Raw genomic sequence first — 19,509 nt, forward strand, 5'->3', positions numbered from 1 at the left:
GGCGACTAATAAAAGGCGACTAATATTACTCGGCCGCCCAGCTCAGGACCGGTCAAGGCGCCGCCGCTTGGTCAGAATCTGGCTCGCGATCCCGCGCAGGATATTGACCTCCTCGGTTTCCAGCTGAGCGCGGGAAAACAAACGCTTGAGGCGCGGCATCAATTTTTTAGGGCTGGCCGGATCGAGGAACTCTATCTCGATCAGAGCCTGCTCCAGATGCGCAAACATGCCATCGATATCAGACAGGCTGGCGGCATTGCCCTGGAAGCCGATTTCATTGCCGGCCGACGGCGGCAAATCCTCACTGGCGGCAACCCGGCACTCGTAGGCCAGCACCTGTACCGCCTGCGCCAGATTCAGCGATGAATATTCGGGATTGGCAGGAATATTCAATAAAACATTGCATTTTTCGACCACTTCATTCGGCAAACCGTAGCGTTCGCTGCCAAACAACACCGCGGCGTTCAGGCTGGAATCGCCGGCCAGTTGCGCCGCCAGGGCACGTGGTGCGGTCAAAGGCGGTGAAAATTCGCGCAAACGGGCACTCAGCGCCGCCGCAAAGTTGCAACCCTCCAGAGCCTCCTCAACGCTACCGACGATCCGGGCAGAGGCCAGGACGTCTTGCGCACCGCTGGCAAACGCCACGGCTTCCTCGCGTTGCAACACATCGGGAAAGCGCGGATTGACCAGGATCAGTTCGGAAAAACCCATGGTTTTGATAGCGCGGGCAGCGGCGCCGACATTGCCGGGACTACTGGTTTCGACCAGCACAAAGCGCAGCCGCTTGAAAAGAGACGTATTGATTTTCGCCAGCTTCATTTAAAATAGCGCCATAACGCGGATTTCTGCGACTAAAAGCTGCTTATTTATCAAAATATTCATCTGCACGTCCGCATCGTTCATTCTTATCAATCAATAGGTGGTTCTGTTCCCGGTTGGCACAGTGCCGCCATTTTAACGGAACCCTACCCCGATTATGCATCCAATGCTCAACACGGCCATCAAGGCCGCCCGTCGCGGCGCCCAAGTGATCTCGCGCGCCTCTTTCGACCTCGACCTGGTGAAAGTCACAAAAAAGCAGCATAACGATTATGTCACCGAAGTCGACCAGGCCGCCGAAGCGGCGATCATCGATGTCTTGAAGAATGCCTATCCAGACCACGCCATCCTGGCCGAGGAATCGGGGGCTTCCGCCAATCTGCACGACGACAATGAAAACGTCTGGATCATCGATCCATTGGACGGCACTACCAACTTTATCCACGGCTTCCCGCAATACTGCGTCTCGATCGCGCTGCAACACAAGGGACAGATCACCCAGGCCGTGGTCTACGACCCGACCCGCAACGACTTGTTCACCGCCACTAAAGGCTCCGGCGCCTACCTGAACGACAAGCGGATCCGCGTCGGCAAGCGCGACAAGATCGCCGACGCCCTGATCGGCACCGGCTTCCCGTTCCGTGAAACCGAAGGCCCGGCCATGGACGAGTATATGAAAATGTTCCGCATCATGACCCAGAATTGCGCCGGCCTGCGCCGCCCTGGCTCAGCCGCTCTCGACCTGGCCTATCTGGCCGCCGGCCGCCTGGACGGTTTCTTTGAAAAAGGCCTGAAGCCTTGGGATATCGCTGCCGGCGCCCTGCTGATCAGCGAATCGGGCGGCATCATCGGCGATTTCAGCGGCGAATCCGATTACCTGTACAAGGGTGACGTGCTGGCTGGCAGCCCTAAGATATTTGCACAGATGGTTGGTCTGCTATCGCCGTTCGCCAAAAAATGATAGACCGCCGGTTACGGCAGAACTACCGCGGAGAATGTCTTCCACGGTAGTTCTGCCGTAACCGGCAACGCCGTTTTTTTGTCATTTCAACTCCGCGGTTGAGAGACTACAATGCATGCGCAGCAGCGCAATTGGACACTCTCACGACCATCTCTCAACCCGCAGGAGAGCAATATGGCAGTCAAACCTATCCCCGATGGCTACACCAGCGTCACCGCCTACCTCGCCATTGACGGCGCAGCCGAAGCAATAGCGTTCTATCAAAAAGCATTCAACGCAGTCGAGATCATGCGCATGGAAGGTCCCGACAAGAGAATCGGCCACGCCGAAATCCAACTCGGTAACGCGCGTGTCATGCTGGCCGATGAATTCCCCGAAATGATGATACGCAGCCCCAAATCGCTGGGCGGAGCAGGCGTCAGCCTGATACTTTACGTCGACAATGTGGATGCGGTATTTCCGCAGGCAATCGCCGCCGGCGGCACAGAAATCAGGCCGGTGCAAGATCAGTTCTACGGCGACCGCTCCGGCACGCTTAAAGATCCGTTCGGCCATACCTGGACCATCAGCACCCACATCGCCGATTACACTGAAGAAGAGTTGCGCGAGCGCGCGGCGGCCGCAATGAAATAATCGCTCCGGTTAGGGCTGGATGCATCCAGATGATCAGCGACGCGGCCCGCCTTGTTCCTCGATCGGGCCGCTGACGCGCATTTTGTCCCGTCCAGCCCTTGAATACAGCGGAAACGCTTGCCTGTAGCGCGCCATTGTTATACTCTGCGGCGACACAGCAAATTCTCCAGTCAAATACTGCTGTCAAGGATGTTGTCGGACTTAGGCGTTACTCCTCGGTCAAGACGACTCCAATCTCCTCTAATCCCGTTTGCCTGCGACTGGCGCCTTACACAAGGCGACAGGCCGATATTATTCTATTGAGCTCTCATGTCTTTTTCTGAACTCGGCTTGTCCGAAGCCATCGTTCGTGCCGTAACCGAACACGGATACACTACCCCTACCCCGATCCAGACCCAGGCGATTCCTGCCGTGCTGGCCGGCGGCGATTTGCTGGCTGGCGCCCAGACCGGCACCGGCAAGACTGCCGGTTTCACCCTGCCTGTGCTGCACCGCCTGTCGACCTCCGCGACCAACCCGACCGGCAGCCAACGTCCGATCCGCGCGCTGGTGTTGACGCCAACCCGCGAACTGGCGGCCCAGGTTGAAGAAAGCGTACGCCTTTACGGCAAATATTTGAAACTGACCTCGGCGGTCATTTTCGGCGGCGTCGGCATCAATCCGCAGATCAAGGTGCTCAAGCATGGCGTCGATATCCTGGTGTGTACACCGGGCCGCCTGCTGGACCATATGCAGCAAGGCACCGTCAACCTGAATCACGTCGAAATCCTGATTCTCGACGAAGCCGACCGCATGCTGGACATGGGCTTCATCCGCGACATCAAGAAGATTCTCGCAGTGCTGCCGAAGAAGCGCCAGAACCTGCTGTTCTCCGCCACGTTCTCGGACGAGATCAAGATTCTCGCCGACAATTTGCTGAACTCCCCGGCCATGATTGAAGTCGCGCGCCGCAATTCAACCGTGGAAGTGATCCAGCAAAAGATCCATCCGGTTGACCGCGACCGCAAGCATCCGCTGCTGGCCCATCTGATCAAGACCCATCAATGGTCGCAAGTACTGGTGTTTACTCGCACCAAGCACGGCGCCAACAAACTGGTCGAGCAGCTGGAAAAAGACGGCATCAGCGGCATGGCGATCCACGGCAACAAGAGCCAGTCGGCCCGCACCCGTGCGCTGGCTGAATTCAAGGACGGCAGCCTGCAAGTATTGGTAGCGACCGATATCGCAGCGCGCGGCATCGATATCGACCAGTTGCCGCACGTAGTCAACTACGATTTGCCTAACGTACCGGAAGATTACGTGCACCGGATCGGACGTACCGGCCGCGCCGGCGCTACCGGTGAAGCGGTATCTCTGGTGTGCGTGGATGAACATCAGATGTTGAAAGACATCGAAAAACTGATCAAGCGCGAACTTCCGAAAGAAGTGGTGGCCGGCTTTGAACCCGATCCTAACGCTCGTGCCCAACCTATCCAGTTGCGGAGCGGTGGCGGCAATCGCGCCGGCGGCGGTGGTGGCGGACGTGGTCGCTCGCCAGGTGGCGCACCAGGTGGCGCCAAGCCGGCCCAGGGCCCTTCCCGCGGCCATGGCGGTGGCAACGGTACGCAAGCGCGTCCGGCAGCGCCACGGCGCTCAGGCGGACGCGGTCGCTAGGACGTTGGCGCCTAAACATCGCTAAATAAGCATCCCCGGAATCATGCCGGTCGACGGCGCCGCTCAAATCGGCGCCGTCAAAAAAACTTCTTCATCACATCGCCTCACTCGTCACGTATCCAATCCGTCGCGGATTCGCCCCCTCCTTAATCAATACAAGCAATTCGTCAAACCCTCGTAGATCGTGGTCGCAGTTGCCGGTAACGTCGCATGGATCGGCCTCGCAACGGAAAGCGTACTGTAGAACGTCGCTATCGGCGTCTGCGGCGCCAATGGCGTCCGGCATGACCACGTTCGCGCATCGACGGCAACTTTGCCGGTAACGCCATCAATCTCGGCATTGCTGCCGGCGAAAGTCCAGATGCATTCTCCAACGAAACTGTCAGCTTGCTGCACCGAACAGCGATAGCGCAATGCCTGCAGGTTGCTGAATTCACCTCCGCAAATAGTATCGCCGCAAATATCGTCGAAATCCTTGACCATGCGCCGCTCCAGGTCGTAGAACGCGTCCCAGCCCTGCGCAGGATAATCGACGGCATCGACATATTCCGAAACCGCCATGGCCGGTGTTGCACAGAGCCCCAGCACGAATGCCGTCAACGACAGGACCGCAGGGATAGATCTGCCACGCACTGCCTTCACAAGAGCGCTCCTGAAGCCAGGCAAACTGATGAAATTTGTGACGCTCAATTGGCTGGATAAAGCATGCATATAATTCTCCTCGATAAGAGACGTCCATGACAGCACTGCGGCAGATACGCCGGTGCCGGGTGTTTGGCATCAGAGAAATACCAATAACACAATCATAATATCGATGATATATACGCAACATTAAGGTTGAACTTAACTTGCCGGGAGATTTGCGAAAGTGCGTTTAGGCCACAAGAAAATAAAGCGCCCGAACCAAGGCCCGTCCGTACAGACGAAACATCGCAAGCATGAAAATTAATTGCAGGAAACTGCGGTGAGAGGTAATGCATGAAAACTTGCGACGACTACGTCAGGCTAAAAACTGGTCCGGCCGGAGGGAATCGAACCCCCAACATTTCGGGTAGAAGCCGAATGCTCTATCCAGTTGAGCTACGGCCGGATTCATACACTGGTGATGCCTTGATTCCGATCGCAAGATCGCTTCATCGCAGAGCTTGATTTTATCAAGCAGGAATGAAAAAAGGGGCTGTCCGAAGACAGCCCCTTTTCTACTTATTGGTCGGAGTACAAGGATTCGAACCTTGGACCCCCTGGTCCCAAACCAGGTGCGCTACCGGGCTGCGCTACACTCCGAGAAGCAAGATAATAAACAGTATTCCGATTTTTGTCAAATTTTTATACAGGAAAATTTTTAAATTTTGCTGCTAAAACCGACCTAATTCCAATACCGCCAAAAGCTTATCTGCTGGAAAACTTGAGAGACGGATTAGACCAGAATTCAGAAAAATATGCGACAAAAAAAATGCATTTTTCGATAAATATTCAAAGTTTTTTCGGTTCTGCTTAAAACATCGGCAAATCCGCAAAAAAGCTGCTGATGTTTTAAGCAAAGCAGCCGCTCATCAATTTTAAATGAGTTTATTTGGTCCGGTTTTAATTCGCTTTCAGTCCTGCCGCAACGCTAATTGCGCACGCTGAAAAACGACTTTGAAGCGACTGCCTTTTCCATATTCCGAAGAAATTTCGAGGCGGCCGCGATGACGCAATAAAACATGCTTCACAATCGCCAACCCTAGACCGGTTCCCTGCGTTGCACGTGAACGGGTTTTATCGACGCGGTAGAAACGTTCCGTGAGCCGACTCAGGTGTTCCGCCGCAATGCCGATGCCATCGTCGACCACGGTCAGTGTCGCACTCTCGTTTTCCATCTCCCAGCTGACATCGATGCGGCCTCCATCAGGCGTGTAGCGCACCGCGTTCGACAGCAGATTGACGAACGCGCTTTCCAGTTCATCGTGGTTACCTTTGAGATCGACGTCCTGCACCTGCCGCAAAGTGATGCTGTGCTTGCCGTCGGAGAGCGCCCTGGCCTCTTCCACGATGCGGGTTAGCAAGGGCTTGATGCGCACCGTGTCGCCGGAGGGCGGCTGCACCAGCGACTCCAGCCGGGTCAGGGTCAGCATGTCGGCCACCAGCCGTTGCATGCGCTGTCCTTGCTCCGCCATCAGATGCAACTGGCGCCGGCGGGTTTCCTCATTCATCTCGCTACTCAGGGCATGCTCAAGAAAGCCGTTGATGACTGTCAACGGCGTGCGTAGCTCATGCGATGCGTTGGCGATGAAATCGCGCCGCATGGTATCCATCTTTTCATTTTGCGTAACATCGTGGGTGACCAGGATCTGGCGCCGGCTTTCGAAAGAGATCAGTTGCACCAGGATTTTCCTGTCGTGATGCATGAACGGCAAAGGCTGCTCAAAACGGCCTGAGAGCATGTAGTCGACGAAATCGGGGGAGCGGATCAGGTTGGTCAGCAAACGCCCTTCATCGCGCTTCAGATCCAGCCCCAGATGGGCTTGCGCAGCTGGATTGCACCACTCCAGGTGCATCACGCCGTCGACGATCACCACGCCATCCGGCAGCAGGCTCATGGCTTGCCGAAAGCGCGCAAGCCATTCAGCCATGTCGGCACGCGAGCGTTCGTCTTCGTGGCGGATATCTTCCAGCGCGGCGAAGGCATGCGCCCACATGCCCCAGGTTTTCGGCCGAGCGCGGCCAACCGGAGCATCCAGCCATTGTTCGATTTGATAGAGCGAACGCATCTGCAGGAACAGCAAGCTCGCCAGCGACAAACTGTAGAACAGCAAGCCGACGATGACGCCGAAGGCGGCACCCACCGCCACCGCGATCAAGGTCAAGAGGCCAAACCAGAGCAGCGCCGGCACCCAGAATTTGCGTGCGCTACGCGTACTGGTTATTGGCACAGTCACGCGGCCGGCTCGGCGTTGAGTTTGTAGCCGACGCCGCGCACGGTTTTCACATAGTCGGCGGCCAGGCCGAGCGATTTGCGCAGGCGCATGATATGGACATCGACAGTGCGTTCTTCGATGAAGGTATGGTCGCCCCAGACTTTATCGAGCAGTTGCGCGCGCGAAAAAATCCGGTCCGGATGGGCCACCAGGAAACGCAGCAACTTGAATTCTGCCTGGTCCAGCTCGACCTCCTGATTATCGACCGTGACCTGGTAGCGGTCGGTATCGATGCGGATCAGGCCATGCGTCAGCAGGCTCTGCCCCAGTTCCGGCACCTTGCGCCGTAACAGCGCTTGAATCCGCGCGATCAGCTCCTTCGGCGAAAACGGTTTGGTGACATAATCGTCGGCGCCTGCATTGAGGCCCCTGACCTTGTCTTCATCCATGCCCTTGGCTGTCAGCATGATGACCGGCAGCGTGGCGCTGCGCGGCTGGCCGCGCCATTCCTGCAATAGCGCCAGGCCCGATGTATCCGGCAGCATCCAGTCCAGCAATACGGCCTTGGGCAAGACGCCGGTAATCGCCTGACGCGCCTCGGCGGCGCTATACGCAATCTCACAGGAAAAACCGGCATCGTCGAGCGTGAAGCGCAGCAGCTCGGCGATGCCAGGCTCATCTTCGACAATCAAAATGTGGGTTTGATATTTCGACATCAGACTTTAACTCTATTCAATCCAACAATTCAATATCGGCTCAAACCGTCACTTTATCCGCAATCCGGCGCGCCATCGCTTGCGCCAGGTCGGCGCTCTTGGCTTCGACCATGACGCGAATCAGCGGCTCGGTGCCCGAGGCGCGAATCAGCACGCGGCCATTATCGCCCAGCTCGCGCTCGACGGCGTCTTTCTCCGCCACCATCGCAGGATTTTTCTGCCAGTCGAAGCCCGCGCTCACCTTCACGTTGATCAGGGTTTGCGGATAAAGCGCGATATCGGCAGTCAGCTCGGCCAGCGTTTCGCCGGTGCGCTTCAAGGCCGATAACACTTGCAAGGCCGAAACGATGCCGTCGCCGGTAGTGTGCTTGTCCAGGCACAGCAGATGGCCCGAGCCTTCGCCACCGAGGATCCAGCCGCGCTCTTTCATCACTTCCAGCACGTAGCGGTCGCCGACCTTGGAGCGCGCAAACTCGACGCCCATCTGACGGAACGCCACTTCCAGCGCCATATTCGTCATCAAGGTGCCGACCGCGCCTTTCACTTCGCCAATCTTCATGCGGTCCTTGACCATCACGTACAACAATTCGTCGCCATTGTAGATGCGGCCGGTTGCATCCACCATCAGCAAACGATCGGCATCGCCATCCAGCGCGATGCCGATGTCTGCGCGGTTGGCGCGCACCGCCAGCGACAGGGCATCCGGCGCGGTGGCGCCGAAGCCGTCATTGATGTTGAAGCCATTAGGCTGATTGCCGATGGCGATCACTTCTGCCCCCAGCTCGTGGAATACGTGTGGTGCGATATGGTAAGCAGCGCCGTGGGCGCTATCGACCACGATCCTCAGCCCGCGCAGGTCGAGTTCATTGGGAAAGGTGCTTTTGCAAAATTCGATGTAACGGCCTGCCGCGTCGTCCAGACGCCTTGCCTTGCCCAGCTTGTCGGAGGCGACGCAATCCATCGGCAGTTCCAGCGCTGCTTCAATCGCGGTTTCCACCGCATCCGGCAATTTATTCCCTTGCGCCGAAAAGAATTTAATGCCGTTATCTTCATACGGATTATGCGAAGCCGAGATCACCACGCCGGCAGCCAGGCGCAGGGCCCGGGTCAGGTAAGCAATTGCCGGTGTCGGCATTGGCCCGGCCAGCATGACATCCACGCCGGCGGCGGCAAAACCGGCTTCCAGCGCAGCTTCCAGCATATAGCCGGAAACGCGGGTGTCTTTACCAATCAGGACGGTTGGTCTGCCGCTGACTGCTTTTTCCTGCGCCAGTACCTTGCCGGCGGCGTAGCCCAGCCTCATCACAAAATCAGGTGTGATCGGCGCAACGCCGACACGGCCACGCACGCCATCGGTGCCAAAATATTTTCTTGTCATCTCAACCTTCAGTTAGTTTTCTTTTCAAGCACAGTCGTGTGACTGCTTATATTCCTTGCGCCGCCTGCCACACCTTGAGGGCGTCGACAGTCTCGGCGACATCATGCACCCGCACGATTTTGGCGCCCTGGGCGACTGCCGCCAAAGCCGCCGCCAGGCTGCCGGCCAGACGCCGCTCCAGCGGCTTGCCGGTCAGTTCGCCCAGCATCGTTTTACGCGAGATTCCCGCCAGCAACGGCAGGTCCAGCCTGCGTTGAATATCGCCGATGCTTTGCAACAAAGCAACATTATGCGCCAAGGTCTTGCCAAAGCCAAAGCCTGGATCGATGCTGATACGATTTCTTGCAACACCAGCCTGCTCCAGGAGAGTAACGCGTTCGCTCAGAAAAGCGCTGACTTCAGCCACCACGTCCTGATAGTCGGGCTTGAACTGCATGGTTTGCGGATCGGCCTGCATATGCATCACGCACAAGCCGCAATCACTGTCGCCGACCGCTTCCAGCGCTCCGGGGGCACGGAAACCGTTGATATCGTTGATCAGGTCGGCGCCGGCGGCGATCGCTTCGCGCATGACTGCCGGCTTGTAGGTATCGATGGAGAGCGGCTTGCCGCAATCGCGCAAGGCGTAGATCGCCGGCATCACCCGGTCCAGCTCTTCTTCCAATGACAGCGCGGGACTGCCGGGACGGCTCGACTCACCGCCGATATCGATGATATCGACACCGTCTGCAATCATCTGCTCGGCATGCGACAGCGCAAATTCAAGCGCATGGAATCTACCGCCGTCGGAAAAGGAATCGGGGGTGACGTTGAGGATACCCATCACCAACGGCCGCGCTTGCGGCGTATTGACTGCCAACCTGTAACGGCCGCATTGAAAATATTGTTGCATATCGAAATTAAGTGAGTCTGAAATATGCGGAGACAAATAAAAAGGGCGAGGATCGCTCCTCACCCTTGCTTATACATCTTCATTCGCAGGCTACGCCGGCTAGGCGCTACTGACGGGATCAGGCCGGTGCGGTAGCGTTCGGCGACACGCCGCCGGACGAATTGTCGCTAGGCGCCTTGCGCACCGAGCTGCCGGCTTTCGGCAAACGTGGCTCCAGGCCTTCCATGATGTCGTTGATCTGGTCGGCATCGATGGTTTCCCAGTCCAGCAAAGCCTTGGTCATGGCTTCGACCTTCTCCTTGTTTTCCTCTAACAGACGGCGCGACAAAGCGTATTGCTGATCGAGAATGCTGCGAATCTCGGCATCGACCTTTTGCTGTGTTGCTTCTGACACGGTCTTCGAGGACGAGCGGCCGAAATAGGCATCCTGCTCGTTATCTTCATAGACCATAGTGCCAAGGCTTTCCGACATGCCGTAGCGAGTGACCATGGCGCGCGCCAGCTTGGTGGCCCGCTCGAAGTCATTCGATGCGCCGGTCGACATCTGATGCATGAAAATCTCTTCAGAAATACGACCACCGAACAGGATGGCGATCTCTTCCAGCATCTTGTCCTTGTACATGTTAACGCGGTCGTGTTCAGGCAGCTGCCAAGTCAGGCCGAGCGCAAAGCCACGCGGCATGATGGTGACTTTGTGCACCGGATCCGCTTTCGGCAGCAGCTTGGCCACCACGGCATGACCGGATTCGTGATACGCCGTATTACGACGCTCTTCCTCACGCATGACTGCCGACTTGCGTTCAGGGCCCATGACGATCTTGTCCTTGGCATCCTCAAAGTCTTGCATCTCGACCAGTCGCTTGACGCGACGGGCGGCAAACAAGGCAGCTTCGTTGACCAGATTGGCCAGGTCGGCGCCAGAGAAACCAGGAGTGCCACGCGCCAGGATATCGGCCTTGACGTCGGTCGAAATCGGCACCTTGCGCATATGGACGTTCAAAATCTGCTCGCGGCCGCGGATATCCGGCAGGCCCACCACCACTTGGCGGTCGAAACGGCCCGGCCGCAAGAGCGCCTTGTCCAGCACATCGGAGCGGTTGGTGGCCGCGACCACGATTACGCCGGAATTTGGTTCGAAGCCGTCCATCTCAACCAGCATCTGGTTCAGGGTTTGCTCACGTTCGTCGTTGCCGCCACCCATGCCGGCGCCGCGATGACGGCCAACCGCATCGATTTCATCGATGAAGATAATGCAGGGAGCGTGCTTTTTAGCATTTTCGAACATGTCGCGTACGCGCGATGCACCGACACCGACAAACATTTCGACGAAATCCGAACCGGAAATGGTAAAGAACGGGACTTTGGCTTCGCCTGCAATCGCACGCGCCAGCAAAGTCTTACCTGTACCCGGAGGACCTACCAGCAGCACGCCATGAGGAATACGGCCGCCGAGTTTCTGGAATTTGGTCGGATCGCGCAGGAAGTCGACCAGTTCGGAGACTTCTTCCTTCGCTTCATCGCAACCTGCAACATCAGCAAAGGTAACGGTATTGCTATTTTCATCCAGCATGCGTGCTTTCGACTTGCCGAACGAGAATGCGCCGCCCTTGCCGCCGCCCTGCATCTGGCGCATGAAGAAAATCCAGACGCCCAACAAGAGGATCATCGGGAACCAGGAGATAAAGATCTGTTGCAGGAACGATGGTTCTTCCGGCTGCTTGACTTCGAACTTGACGTTGTTGTTGACCAAGTCCCCGATCAGCCCGCGGTCCAGTATCGTGATGGCGGTTTTCACTTTCTTGCCGTCCGAAGTGCTGGCAACAATACTGCTGCCCTCAAGCGTCGCCTCGGTGATATGCCCGGCCCGGATTTCCGTAATCAGGTCGGAATAGGCGATCGGCCCTGCTCCGCCGGCCATTCCGCGTCCGTCAAACTGCTTGAATACGGTGAAAAGCACCAGGGCGATAACCACCCAGATGGCGGCTTTGGAAAACATGTTGTTCACTAGAACTCCTTGGACGCGCTGCGCGCCTGACATAGGTACAGCATCGAGATATTCCCTTGATTTTACTCGGAATAGGTACAGCTTGCTAGGAGGATGGCCCGAGTTAGGGAGCCATGGCCGAAAAAATAGCTAAACAAATATTTTTTCAGCTCGACTTCGCCTCGCTCCAGACAGCCCCTTCGGCAATACATGCGGCCGCACCTATGAAAATTCAAGGAAAATTTGCCGGCTAATGCAGATTTAGCGTGGATTTTTTAACATCTTTCCAAGAAGGAAGATTTCTGAAGATTTGTCGCGACTGGCCTTGGGCTTCCTCGACGCCACGGTTTTGAATTCCTGACGGAATTTCATCAGCACTTCATTGTAGCCGGTGCCGTTGAAACACTTCGCCAGCAAGGCGCCGCTCGGCTTCATGTGCTGCTGCGCAAAATCAATTGCCAAATCGATAATTTCCTCCATCCGCGCCGCATCGGAGATGGCAATGCCAGACAGATTCGGCGCCATGTCAGACAGCACCAGATCCACCTTCCTGCCCTCGAGCAGACGCTCCAGCTTGCGCAGGCTGTCGGCCTCGCGGAAGTCGCCCTGGATGAAATGCACATCGGCAATCGGCTCCATCGGCAGGATATCGAGACCGATGATCATGCCGTGAATACCGCCGCCATCCTGCCCCGCCAGCTTGTTGCGGGCGTATTGCGACCAACTGCCCGGCGTGGATCCGAGATCGACAATGATCTGGCCAGGCTTGATCAGCTTGTCCATTTCATCGATTTCTTTCAGCTTGTAAGCCGCCCGCGCACGGTAGCCTTCTTTTTGCGCCAGCTTCACATAAGGATCGTTAATGTGGTCGTGCAGCCAGTTTTTGTTTAATTTCTTCTTTGCCATTCGCGTAGAATACCGTTTTTAAGGAATTTTTATGTTGAAACTTACATCTGCCGAGCGTAGCGAGCTCCGTTCCCAGGCCCACGGTCTGGATCCTGTGGTCCTGATCAGCGAAGATGGCTTGAAGCCTACCCTGCTGAAAGAGATCGATTCCAGCCTGAGCGCCCACGGCCTGATTAAAGTGCGTGTATTCGGTGATGATCGCGAGGCACGGATTGCCATCTACGAAACTATTTGTGAAAAACTCGGCGCTGCGCCTGTACAACATATCGGCAAGCTGCTGGTCCTGTACCGCCCGCAAAAAGATGCTGCCAAAGAACGCAGCGAAACCCGTGGCCGCGGCATGCGCGAAGTCACCATCGTCAAACCAAGCCCAAGCGGCACCAAGCGGCCATCGGTAACCAAGGTCATGGTAAAAGGCAATGAGCGCGTGACCCAGGGCGGCAACATCAAACGCGCCAAACCGCGTCAGAAGAGCAGCAAGAAATCGGCATTGGGTCGTTAATGGCCGGCCGCTTCGGCAGCCATGACACCGCACTACCCGGCGAGGGGACCGTATCTGTATCCTATACGGTGGCGCCAGGATCCAGCCGGATCCGCTAGCGCCCTTCCCCTTCGGCCTGCCATGATTGACTTCTAGCGCAAGCTGCGTAACTTCAAGATCAAGCCGACGCCCAGCAAACTCTGGATCAGGTAAATCCCGCTGGCAACGCCATGCAGGATGCCGAACTGCGTCTTGGCGCCGTCAGCCATGACGCCGCCGGTCAAGGCCGCTGTCTCACGCAGGCTGGCCATGAATGGCTGGATGCAGAAATATCCCGCCACGGTACAGGCCAGCATCAGCAAAGTCAGGCGCAGCAAGGTTTTGCGCAGCGGCGCGGAATCGTCATGTGTACGATAACTGAACAACATGACCAGAAGAATGCCACAGACCACTGCCAGCCAGGCCTCGATACGAAACAGGCTGCCGGCAATCGTGCCCGCCAGCATGCGGTCAGGCAAGGTGGCAAACAAGGTCGGCGCGACCAGATAACCCACCGTCCACAAACTACCGACCCACAAGGTAGCGATTAACAATCTGAATCGCACTACGAACATTGATACTCCCGGATATTTGATCACACGCACAACCGACACATCCAACTAGCGTCGCCACCAGGGCGCAGGCAGCGCAACCCTGCGCCGGCCAGCGTTTAGATGTAGCGGACTTCCAGGATTTCGTATTCACGAATGCCGGATGGCGCTTGTACGCCGACCACGTCGCCGGCGGTCTTGCCGATCAGCGCACGGGCGATCGGCGAAGTCACGGAAACCTTGGACATCTTGATGTCGGCCTCATCGGTGCCGACGATTTGATAGGTCACCTTGTCGCCCGACTCCAGGTCTTCCAGATCGACCGTGGAGGCGAACACCACGCGTCCATCCGCATCCAGCGTTGCCGGGTCAATAACCAACGCAGCGCCCAGCTTGCCTTCCAGATCGGCGATGCGGCCTTCGACGAAACCTTGCCGCTCTTTCGCCGCATCATAATCCGCATTTTCCGACAGATCGCCATGTGCGCGCGCTTCGGCGATGGCCATGATGACCGCTTGACGCTCTTTGGTTTTCAAAAGATGCAATTCATCTTTCAGCAATTGCGCGCCATGTTTGGTAAGAGGTACTGAGCTCATAGGGATGGTATTCAATTAAATAGGGTTTATCACGTACACAATAAAAGGTCACGGAGGCCAAAAACGTACCGGAAACTGGTGCGCTTGTGACCTCCGCAGGAACTTCTGTCGCTAAATTGTACGTTTCGGCGGCTGCCAGGCATCAATTGCAGCCCGGAAGCGATTCAGGATGCGCCTAAGCACATCCTGATCTGACCTTAGTGTAAGGTTTTATGCAGCCCTTGTAAATCATAGACATGCAACTCGTTCAGATGGCGCATGCCTTCGACCGCCGCCTCTGCACCGGCAATCGTGGTGTAGGTGGTGGCATGGGCCGCCAGCGCCGAAGTACGGATCGCCCGCGAATCGACAATCGCGCTGCGCTTTTCTTCGACAGTGTTGATCACCAGTGAGATTTCATGGTTCTTGATCATGTCGACCACGTGCGGACGCCCTTCGACCACCTTGTTGACGGTTTCGACAGGGATGCCGGCCGCGCTGATGGCAGCTGCCGTGCCCTTGGTCGCCACCACCGTGAAGCCGATCGCCACCAGGTCCTTGGCAACCTTGACCGCGCGCGGCTTGTCGCTGCCCTTGACGCTCAGGAACACCTTGCCTGAAGTCGGCAGCTTGATGCCGGCGCCGAGTTGCGACTTGACGAAGGCCTCACCGAAGGTTTTACCGACGCCCATCACCTCACCGGTGGATTTCATTTCCGGTCCGAGAATCGTGTCGACGCCAGGGAATTTGACGAACGGGAATACCGCTTCCTTGACGCTGAAGTATTTCGGCACAACTTCGTCCTTGATGCCTTGGCTGTCGAGCGACTGGCCGACCATGCAACGCGCCGCAATCTTGGCCAACTGCAAACCGGTCGCCTTGGAAACGAACGGCACGGTACGCGAGGCGCGCGGATTGACTTCCAGCACGAACACGACATCCTTGCCATCGATCTGCTGGATCGCAAACTGCACGTTCATCAGGCCAACCACGTTCAAGCCCTTGGCCATCAATGACGTCTGGCGCTTGATTTCTTCGATGGTGGCAGGCGCCAGCGAGTAAGGCGGCAGCGAACAGGCCGAGTCGCCCGAGTGCACGCCAGCCTGCTCGATATGCTCCATGACGCCGCCGATAAAGGTGCGCTCGCCATCTGACAGGCAGTCAACGTCGACCTCGATGGCATCGTTCAGGAAGCGGTCCAGCAATACCGGCGAGTCGTGCGAAACCTTGACCGCTTCGCGCATGTAGCGCTCCAGATCGCGCTGCTCGTGAACGATTTCCATCGCCCGGCCGCCCAGCACATACGATGGACGCACCACCAGCGGATAACCGATTTCCTGCGCCAGGCGCAAGGCATCCTCTTCGGTACGCGCAGTACGGTTTGGCGGCTGGCGCAAGTTCAAGTCGTGCAGCAGTTTCTGGAAACGCTCGCGGTCTTCGGCGGCGTCGATCATGTCCGGCGAGGTGCCGACGATCGGCACGCCATTGGCTTCCAGGTCCAGTGCGAGCTTCAAAGGCGTCTGACCGCCGTACTGCACGATCACGCCCCACGGTTTTTCCTTGTCGACGATTTCCAGCACGTCTTCCAGCGTCACCGGTTCGAAATACAGGCGATCCGAGGTGTCGTAGTCGGTCGAGACGGTTTCCGGATTACAGTTGACCATGATGGTCTCGTAACCGTCTGCGCGCATCGCCAGCGCTGCATGGACGCAGCAATAATCGAACTCGATACCCTGGCCGATACGGTTAGGACCGCCGCCTAGCACCATGATCTTTTTCTTGTTGGTCGGATTCGATTCGCACTCTTCCTCGTAAGTCGAGTACATGTAAGCAGTGTTGGTCGAAAACTCACCGGCGCAAGTATCCACCCGCTTGTAGACCGGACGGATATTCAGCGCCAGGCGCTTGAGGCGCACAGCGGTATCCGTGGTCTTGAGCAGCTTGGCCAGGCGACGGTCGCCAAAGCCCTTTTGCTTCAAGCGGAACAAGGTGTCGCGATCCAGCGCTTCCAGCGACTGGCTGTTTTCCAGCCACAGTTCGATGTCAACGATTTCCTTGATCTGCGACAGGAACCACGGATCGATATGGGTCAGCTGATGCACTTCTTCCAGCGTGAAGCCCTGGGCGAACGCATCACCCACATACCAGATACGGTCAGGGCCCGGCTCGCCGAGTTCTTCTTCGATGACTTCGCGGTCCTGCGTCTTTTCGTTCATGCCGTCGACGCCGACTTCGAGGCCGCGCAAGGCTTTCTGGAAAGATTCCTGGAAGGTGCGGCCGATCGCCATCACCTCGCCCACCGATTTCATCTGGGTAGTCAGATGGTTGTCGGCAGTCGGAAATTTTTCAAACGCAAAACGCGGGATCTTGGTGACCACGTAATCGATCGAAGGCTCGAACGATGCCGGTGTCGCACCGCCGGTAATTTCGTTGCGCAGCTCGTCCAGCGTAAAGCCGACCGCCAGCTTGGCGGCGATCTTGGCGATCGGGAAACCGGTCGCTTTCGACGCCAGCGCGGAAGAACGCGATACGCGTGGATTCATTTCGATCACGATCATGCGGCCGTCGGCCGGATTGACCGAGAACTGCACGTTGGAACCGCCGGTATCGACGCCGATCTCGCGCAATACCGCCAGCGAGGCGTTACGCATGATCTGGTATTCCTTGTCGGTCAGCGTTTGCGCCGGCGCTACCGTGATCGAGTCACCGGTATGCACGCCCATCGGATCCAGGTTCTCGATCGAGCAGACGATGATGCAGTTGTCCGCCTTGTCGCGCACCACTTCCATCTCATACTCTTTCCAGCCGATCAGCGATTCTTCGATCAGCAGCTCTTTGGTCGGCGATGCTTCCAGGCCGCGCTTGCAAATCGTTTCGAATTCTTCAGCGTTGTAAGCAATACCGCCGCCGGTGCCGCCCATGGTGAACGATGGCCGGATGATGACCGGAAAGCCGAGTTCCTTCTGCACACCCCAGGATTCATCCATGTTGTGGGCAACGCCGGAACGAGCCGAACCAAGACCGATCTTGGTCATGGCGGCCTTGAACTTGGAGCGGTCTTCAGCCTTGTCGATAGCTTCCGGGGAAGCGCCGATCAATTCAACCTTGTACTTTTCCAGGACGCCGTGGCGATGCAGGTCGAGCGCGCAGTTGAGCGCTGTCTGGCCACCCATGGTCGGCAGGATCGCATCCGGCTTTTCCTTGGCAATGATGCGTTCCACTGCCTGCCAGGTAATCGGCTCGATGTAAGTCACATCAGCCATTTCCGGATCGGTCATGATGGTCGCCGGGTTGCTGTTGACCAGGATGACTTTATAACCCTCTTCGCGCAGCGCCTTGCAGGCTTGCGCACCGGAGTAGTCGAACTCGCAAGCCTGGCCGATGATGATCGGGCCGGCGCCGATGATCAGAATACTTTTTAAATCACTACGCTTAGGCATTTTTATTTTTCTCCAACATCGTTTGATTCATCAATTGAATGAAACGATCGAACAAGGGGGCGATGTCATGCGGGCCGGGCGACGCTTCCGGGTGGCCCTGGAAGCAGAACGCCGGCTTGTCGGTGCGGGCAAAGCCTTGCAGCGAGCCGTCGAACAAGGAAACATGCGTCACGCGGCAGTTGGCCGGCAAGGTAGCGCCATCCACTGCAAAACCGTGGTTTTGCGAAGTGATCATGACTTGCTTGCTGTCCAGGTCTTGCACCGGATGATTGGCGCCGTGGTGGCCGAACTTCATCTTCAGCGTCTTGGCGCCGGAAGCCAGCGCCATGATCTGGTGGCCGAGGCAGATGCCGAAAGTCGGCACGCCGCGCTCGATCAGTTCCTTGGTGGCGGCAATCGCGTAATCGCAAGGTTCAGGATCGCCAGGACCATTGGACAGGAAAATGCCGTCAGGATTGAGCGCCAGCGCATCGGCCGCGGAAGCCTGGGCCGGCAGCACGGTAATCTTGCAGCCGCGTTGCGCCAGCATGCGCAGGATGTTGAACTTGACGCCATAGTCGAACGCCACCACGTGATACTTAGGGGTGATCTGCTGGTCGTAGCCGCGGCCCAGACGCCATTCGGTTTCGCTCCAGCTGTAAGCCTTGGTGGTCGAGACCACCTTGGCCAAGTCCATGCCGGCCAGGCCGGGAAAGCCGCGCGCCAGTTCCAGCGCTTTGGCGGTAGCGGCGGCGATGTCGGCTTCACCGGCAACGATGGCACCGCCCTGCGCACCTTTTTCGCGCAGGATACGGGTCAGCTTGCGAGTATCGATGTCGGCGATGGCGACGATGTTCGATTCTTTCAAATAGTCATCGAGCGTCTGAGTGGATCGGAAATTCGATACCAGCCGCGGCAGATCGCGAATGATCAGGCCGGCAGCGTGAATCCGGGAGGATTCGACATCCTCTTTATTGACGCCGGTATTGCCGATATGCGGGTAAGTGAGAGTGACGATCTGGCGGCTGTAGCTTGGATCTGTGAGGATTTCCTGGTAGCCGGTCATGGCGGTGTTGAAAACGACTTCACCTGTCGTATGACCAACGGCGCCAATGGAGGTACCTTGGAAAATCGTCCCATCTGCTAGCGCGAGGATGGCCGGTACGGTGAGGCCAGAAAAAAATGGCTGCAAGGGGTAACTCCTGATGTTGTTACCGCCGCTGCGCTGCGCCAAACGACCGCTATGAAACCCCAAACAGTGTTGATTTGGCGGCTTTATTAGTCTTTTTTGGACGATATGGAAGGTGGTATGCGCTACGGCGGAGTAAATTGGGCTAAACCCTGCAATTATAGCCGACAACGACCTGCCCGGCAATCTGAACCGATGCCAAGCTGAGGATTTTTGTATAAATAATTACGCCGGATGATTAGCGTTAGCCGGAAGACAACAAGACTGACAAAACATCGCTCAAATTTCGCCAAGATGTCGATAAATGTCAACCTGTCGATTTGACAGCAAACGAACGGCAAGCAATCGGATTCACATCAAAAAGCACAGTTGCAGATCGCCAGGGTCGCAACCCCGACCATCTCTGCAACTGCATT

The 19,509-nt window shown here is 57.0% G+C and carries 16 protein-coding genes and 2 tRNA genes; 4 read left to right on the top strand and 14 right to left on the bottom strand.

Features of this window, described 5'->3' with window-relative positions:
• Positions 1-42 precede the first annotated feature (42 nt).
• The gene (locus ABI171_RS09990) at positions 43-819 is read right to left on the bottom strand and encodes an RNA methyltransferase (RefSeq protein WP_348092409.1); all 777 of its coding nucleotides are present in this window, start codon (positions 817-819) and stop codon (positions 43-45) included.
• A gap of 157 nt (positions 820-976) precedes the next feature.
• Between ABI171_RS09990 and ABI171_RS09995 the strand changes: the two genes are divergently transcribed.
• The 3 genes from ABI171_RS09995 (at position 977) to ABI171_RS10005 (ending at position 4,066) form a co-directional block, all read left to right on the top strand.
• Positions 977-1,780 carry an inositol monophosphatase family protein gene (locus ABI171_RS09995; protein ID WP_348092410.1) on the top strand — a complete coding sequence of 268 codons (804 nt, stop codon included), beginning with the start codon at positions 977-979 and terminating at the stop codon, positions 1,778-1,780.
• A gap of 174 nt (positions 1,781-1,954) precedes the next feature.
• Positions 1,955-2,413, top strand: coding sequence for a VOC family protein (locus ABI171_RS10000; RefSeq protein WP_348092411.1), 459 nt, complete (start codon positions 1,955-1,957; stop codon positions 2,411-2,413).
• A gap of 309 nt (positions 2,414-2,722) precedes the next feature.
• Positions 2,723-4,066 (top strand): DEAD/DEAH box helicase, encoded by a 1,344-nt coding sequence (locus ABI171_RS10005; protein ID WP_348092412.1) that lies wholly within the window; start codon positions 2,723-2,725, stop codon positions 4,064-4,066.
• A gap of 150 nt (positions 4,067-4,216) precedes the next feature.
• Here the strand turns inward: ABI171_RS10005 and ABI171_RS10010 are convergent, their stop codons facing one another.
• The 9 genes from ABI171_RS10010 to ABI171_RS10050 all read right to left on the bottom strand — a co-directional run bounded on the left by ABI171_RS10010 (position 4,217) and on the right by ABI171_RS10050 (position 12,839).
• Positions 4,217-4,708, bottom strand: a complete 492-nt coding sequence (locus ABI171_RS10010) for a hypothetical protein (protein ID WP_348092413.1) — start codon at positions 4,706-4,708, stop codon at positions 4,217-4,219.
• A 371-nt stretch (positions 4,709-5,079) separates the two neighbouring features.
• Positions 5,080-5,156: transfer RNA gene (locus ABI171_RS10015), tRNA-Arg, on the bottom strand.
• A gap of 117 nt (positions 5,157-5,273) precedes the next feature.
• Positions 5,274-5,350 (bottom strand) — tRNA-Pro (locus tag ABI171_RS10020).
• Positions 5,351-5,661: 311 nt separating this feature from the next.
• Positions 5,662-6,984, bottom strand: coding sequence for a phosphate regulon sensor histidine kinase PhoR (gene phoR / locus ABI171_RS10025; RefSeq protein ID WP_348092414.1), 1,323 nt, complete (start codon positions 6,982-6,984; stop codon positions 5,662-5,664).
• Entirely contained in the window at positions 6,981-7,679 is a 699-nt protein-coding gene (locus ABI171_RS10030; protein ID WP_348092415.1) for a winged helix-turn-helix domain-containing protein, read from the bottom strand. The genes phoR and ABI171_RS10030 overlap by 4 nt, the downstream gene beginning before the upstream one ends.
• Before the next feature lie 40 nt (positions 7,680-7,719).
• Positions 7,720-9,057, bottom strand: coding sequence for a phosphoglucosamine mutase (gene glmM / locus ABI171_RS10035; protein WP_348092416.1), 1,338 nt, complete (start codon positions 9,055-9,057; stop codon positions 7,720-7,722).
• A gap of 46 nt (positions 9,058-9,103) precedes the next feature.
• Positions 9,104-9,949 carry a dihydropteroate synthase gene (gene folP, locus ABI171_RS10040; RefSeq protein ID WP_348092417.1) on the bottom strand — a complete coding sequence of 282 codons (846 nt, stop codon included), beginning with the start codon at positions 9,947-9,949 and terminating at the stop codon, positions 9,104-9,106.
• Positions 9,950-10,067: 118 nt separating this feature from the next.
• On the bottom strand, positions 10,068-11,954 hold the full coding sequence (gene ftsH / locus ABI171_RS10045) for an ATP-dependent zinc metalloprotease FtsH (RefSeq protein ID WP_348092418.1): 1,887 nt from the start codon (positions 11,952-11,954) through the stop codon (positions 10,068-10,070).
• 240 nt (positions 11,955-12,194) lie between these two features.
• A complete protein-coding gene (locus ABI171_RS10050; protein WP_348092419.1) occupies positions 12,195-12,839 on the bottom strand; it encodes an RlmE family RNA methyltransferase in 645 nt (214 codons plus the stop codon).
• Between the two features lie 31 nt (positions 12,840-12,870).
• Here ABI171_RS10050 and ABI171_RS10055 point away from each other — a divergent pair, with 31 nt between their 5' ends.
• Positions 12,871-13,341 (top strand): YhbY family RNA-binding protein, encoded by a 471-nt coding sequence (locus tag ABI171_RS10055; protein ID WP_348092420.1) that lies wholly within the window; start codon positions 12,871-12,873, stop codon positions 13,339-13,341.
• 131 nt (positions 13,342-13,472) lie between these two features.
• Here ABI171_RS10055 and ABI171_RS10060 read toward each other — a convergent pair whose 3' ends face one another.
• The 4 genes from ABI171_RS10060 to carA form a co-directional block, all read right to left on the bottom strand.
• Positions 13,473-13,934: a DUF4149 domain-containing protein gene (locus ABI171_RS10060; protein WP_348092421.1), complete on the bottom strand. Its 462-nt coding sequence runs from the start codon at positions 13,932-13,934 to the stop codon at positions 13,473-13,475.
• Between the two features lie 95 nt (positions 13,935-14,029).
• The gene (gene greA, locus ABI171_RS10065) at positions 14,030-14,506 is read right to left on the bottom strand and encodes a transcription elongation factor GreA (RefSeq protein WP_348092422.1); all 477 of its coding nucleotides are present in this window, start codon (positions 14,504-14,506) and stop codon (positions 14,030-14,032) included.
• Between the two features lie 197 nt (positions 14,507-14,703).
• A complete protein-coding gene (carB, locus tag ABI171_RS10070) occupies positions 14,704-17,925 on the bottom strand; it encodes a carbamoyl-phosphate synthase large subunit (protein ID WP_348092423.1) in 3,222 nt (1,073 codons plus the stop codon).
• A complete protein-coding gene (gene carA / locus ABI171_RS10075; protein ID WP_348092424.1) occupies positions 17,918-19,096 on the bottom strand; it encodes a glutamine-hydrolyzing carbamoyl-phosphate synthase small subunit in 1,179 nt (392 codons plus the stop codon). The genes carB and carA overlap by 8 nt, the downstream gene beginning before the upstream one ends.
• Positions 19,097-19,509 lie beyond the last annotated feature (413 nt).

The sequence above is a fragment of the Collimonas sp. genome, from assembly GCF_039923675.1.
Taxonomy (GTDB): domain Bacteria; phylum Pseudomonadota; class Gammaproteobacteria; order Burkholderiales; family Burkholderiaceae_D; genus Collimonas.

Coding starts and splice junctions, on each gene's coding strand:
- ABI171_RS09990 (WP_348092409.1), bottom strand. CDS start 819: ATGAAGCTGGCGAAAATCAATACGTCTCTTTTCAAGCGGCTGCGCTTT.
- ABI171_RS09995 (WP_348092410.1), top strand. CDS start 977: ATGCATCCAATGCTCAACACGGCCATCAAGGCCGCCCGTCGCGGCGCC.
- ABI171_RS10000 (WP_348092411.1), top strand. CDS start 1,955: ATGGCAGTCAAACCTATCCCCGATGGCTACACCAGCGTCACCGCCTAC.
- ABI171_RS10005 (WP_348092412.1), top strand. CDS start 2,723: ATGTCTTTTTCTGAACTCGGCTTGTCCGAAGCCATCGTTCGTGCCGTA.
- ABI171_RS10030 (WP_348092415.1), bottom strand. CDS start 7,679: ATGTCGAAATATCAAACCCACATTTTGATTGTCGAAGATGAGCCTGGC.
- glmM (WP_348092416.1), bottom strand. CDS start 9,057: ATGACAAGAAAATATTTTGGCACCGATGGCGTGCGTGGCCGTGTCGGC.
- folP (WP_348092417.1), bottom strand. CDS start 9,949: ATGCAACAATATTTTCAATGCGGCCGTTACAGGTTGGCAGTCAATACG.
- ABI171_RS10050 (WP_348092419.1), bottom strand. CDS start 12,839: ATGGCAAAGAAGAAATTAAACAAAAACTGGCTGCACGACCACATTAAC.
- ABI171_RS10055 (WP_348092420.1), top strand. CDS start 12,871: ATGTTGAAACTTACATCTGCCGAGCGTAGCGAGCTCCGTTCCCAGGCC.
- ABI171_RS10060 (WP_348092421.1), bottom strand. CDS start 13,934: ATGTTCGTAGTGCGATTCAGATTGTTAATCGCTACCTTGTGGGTCGGT.
- greA (WP_348092422.1), bottom strand. CDS start 14,506: ATGAGCTCAGTACCTCTTACCAAACATGGCGCGCAATTGCTGAAAGAT.
- carB (WP_348092423.1), bottom strand. CDS start 17,925: ATGCCTAAGCGTAGTGATTTAAAAAGTATTCTGATCATCGGCGCCGGC.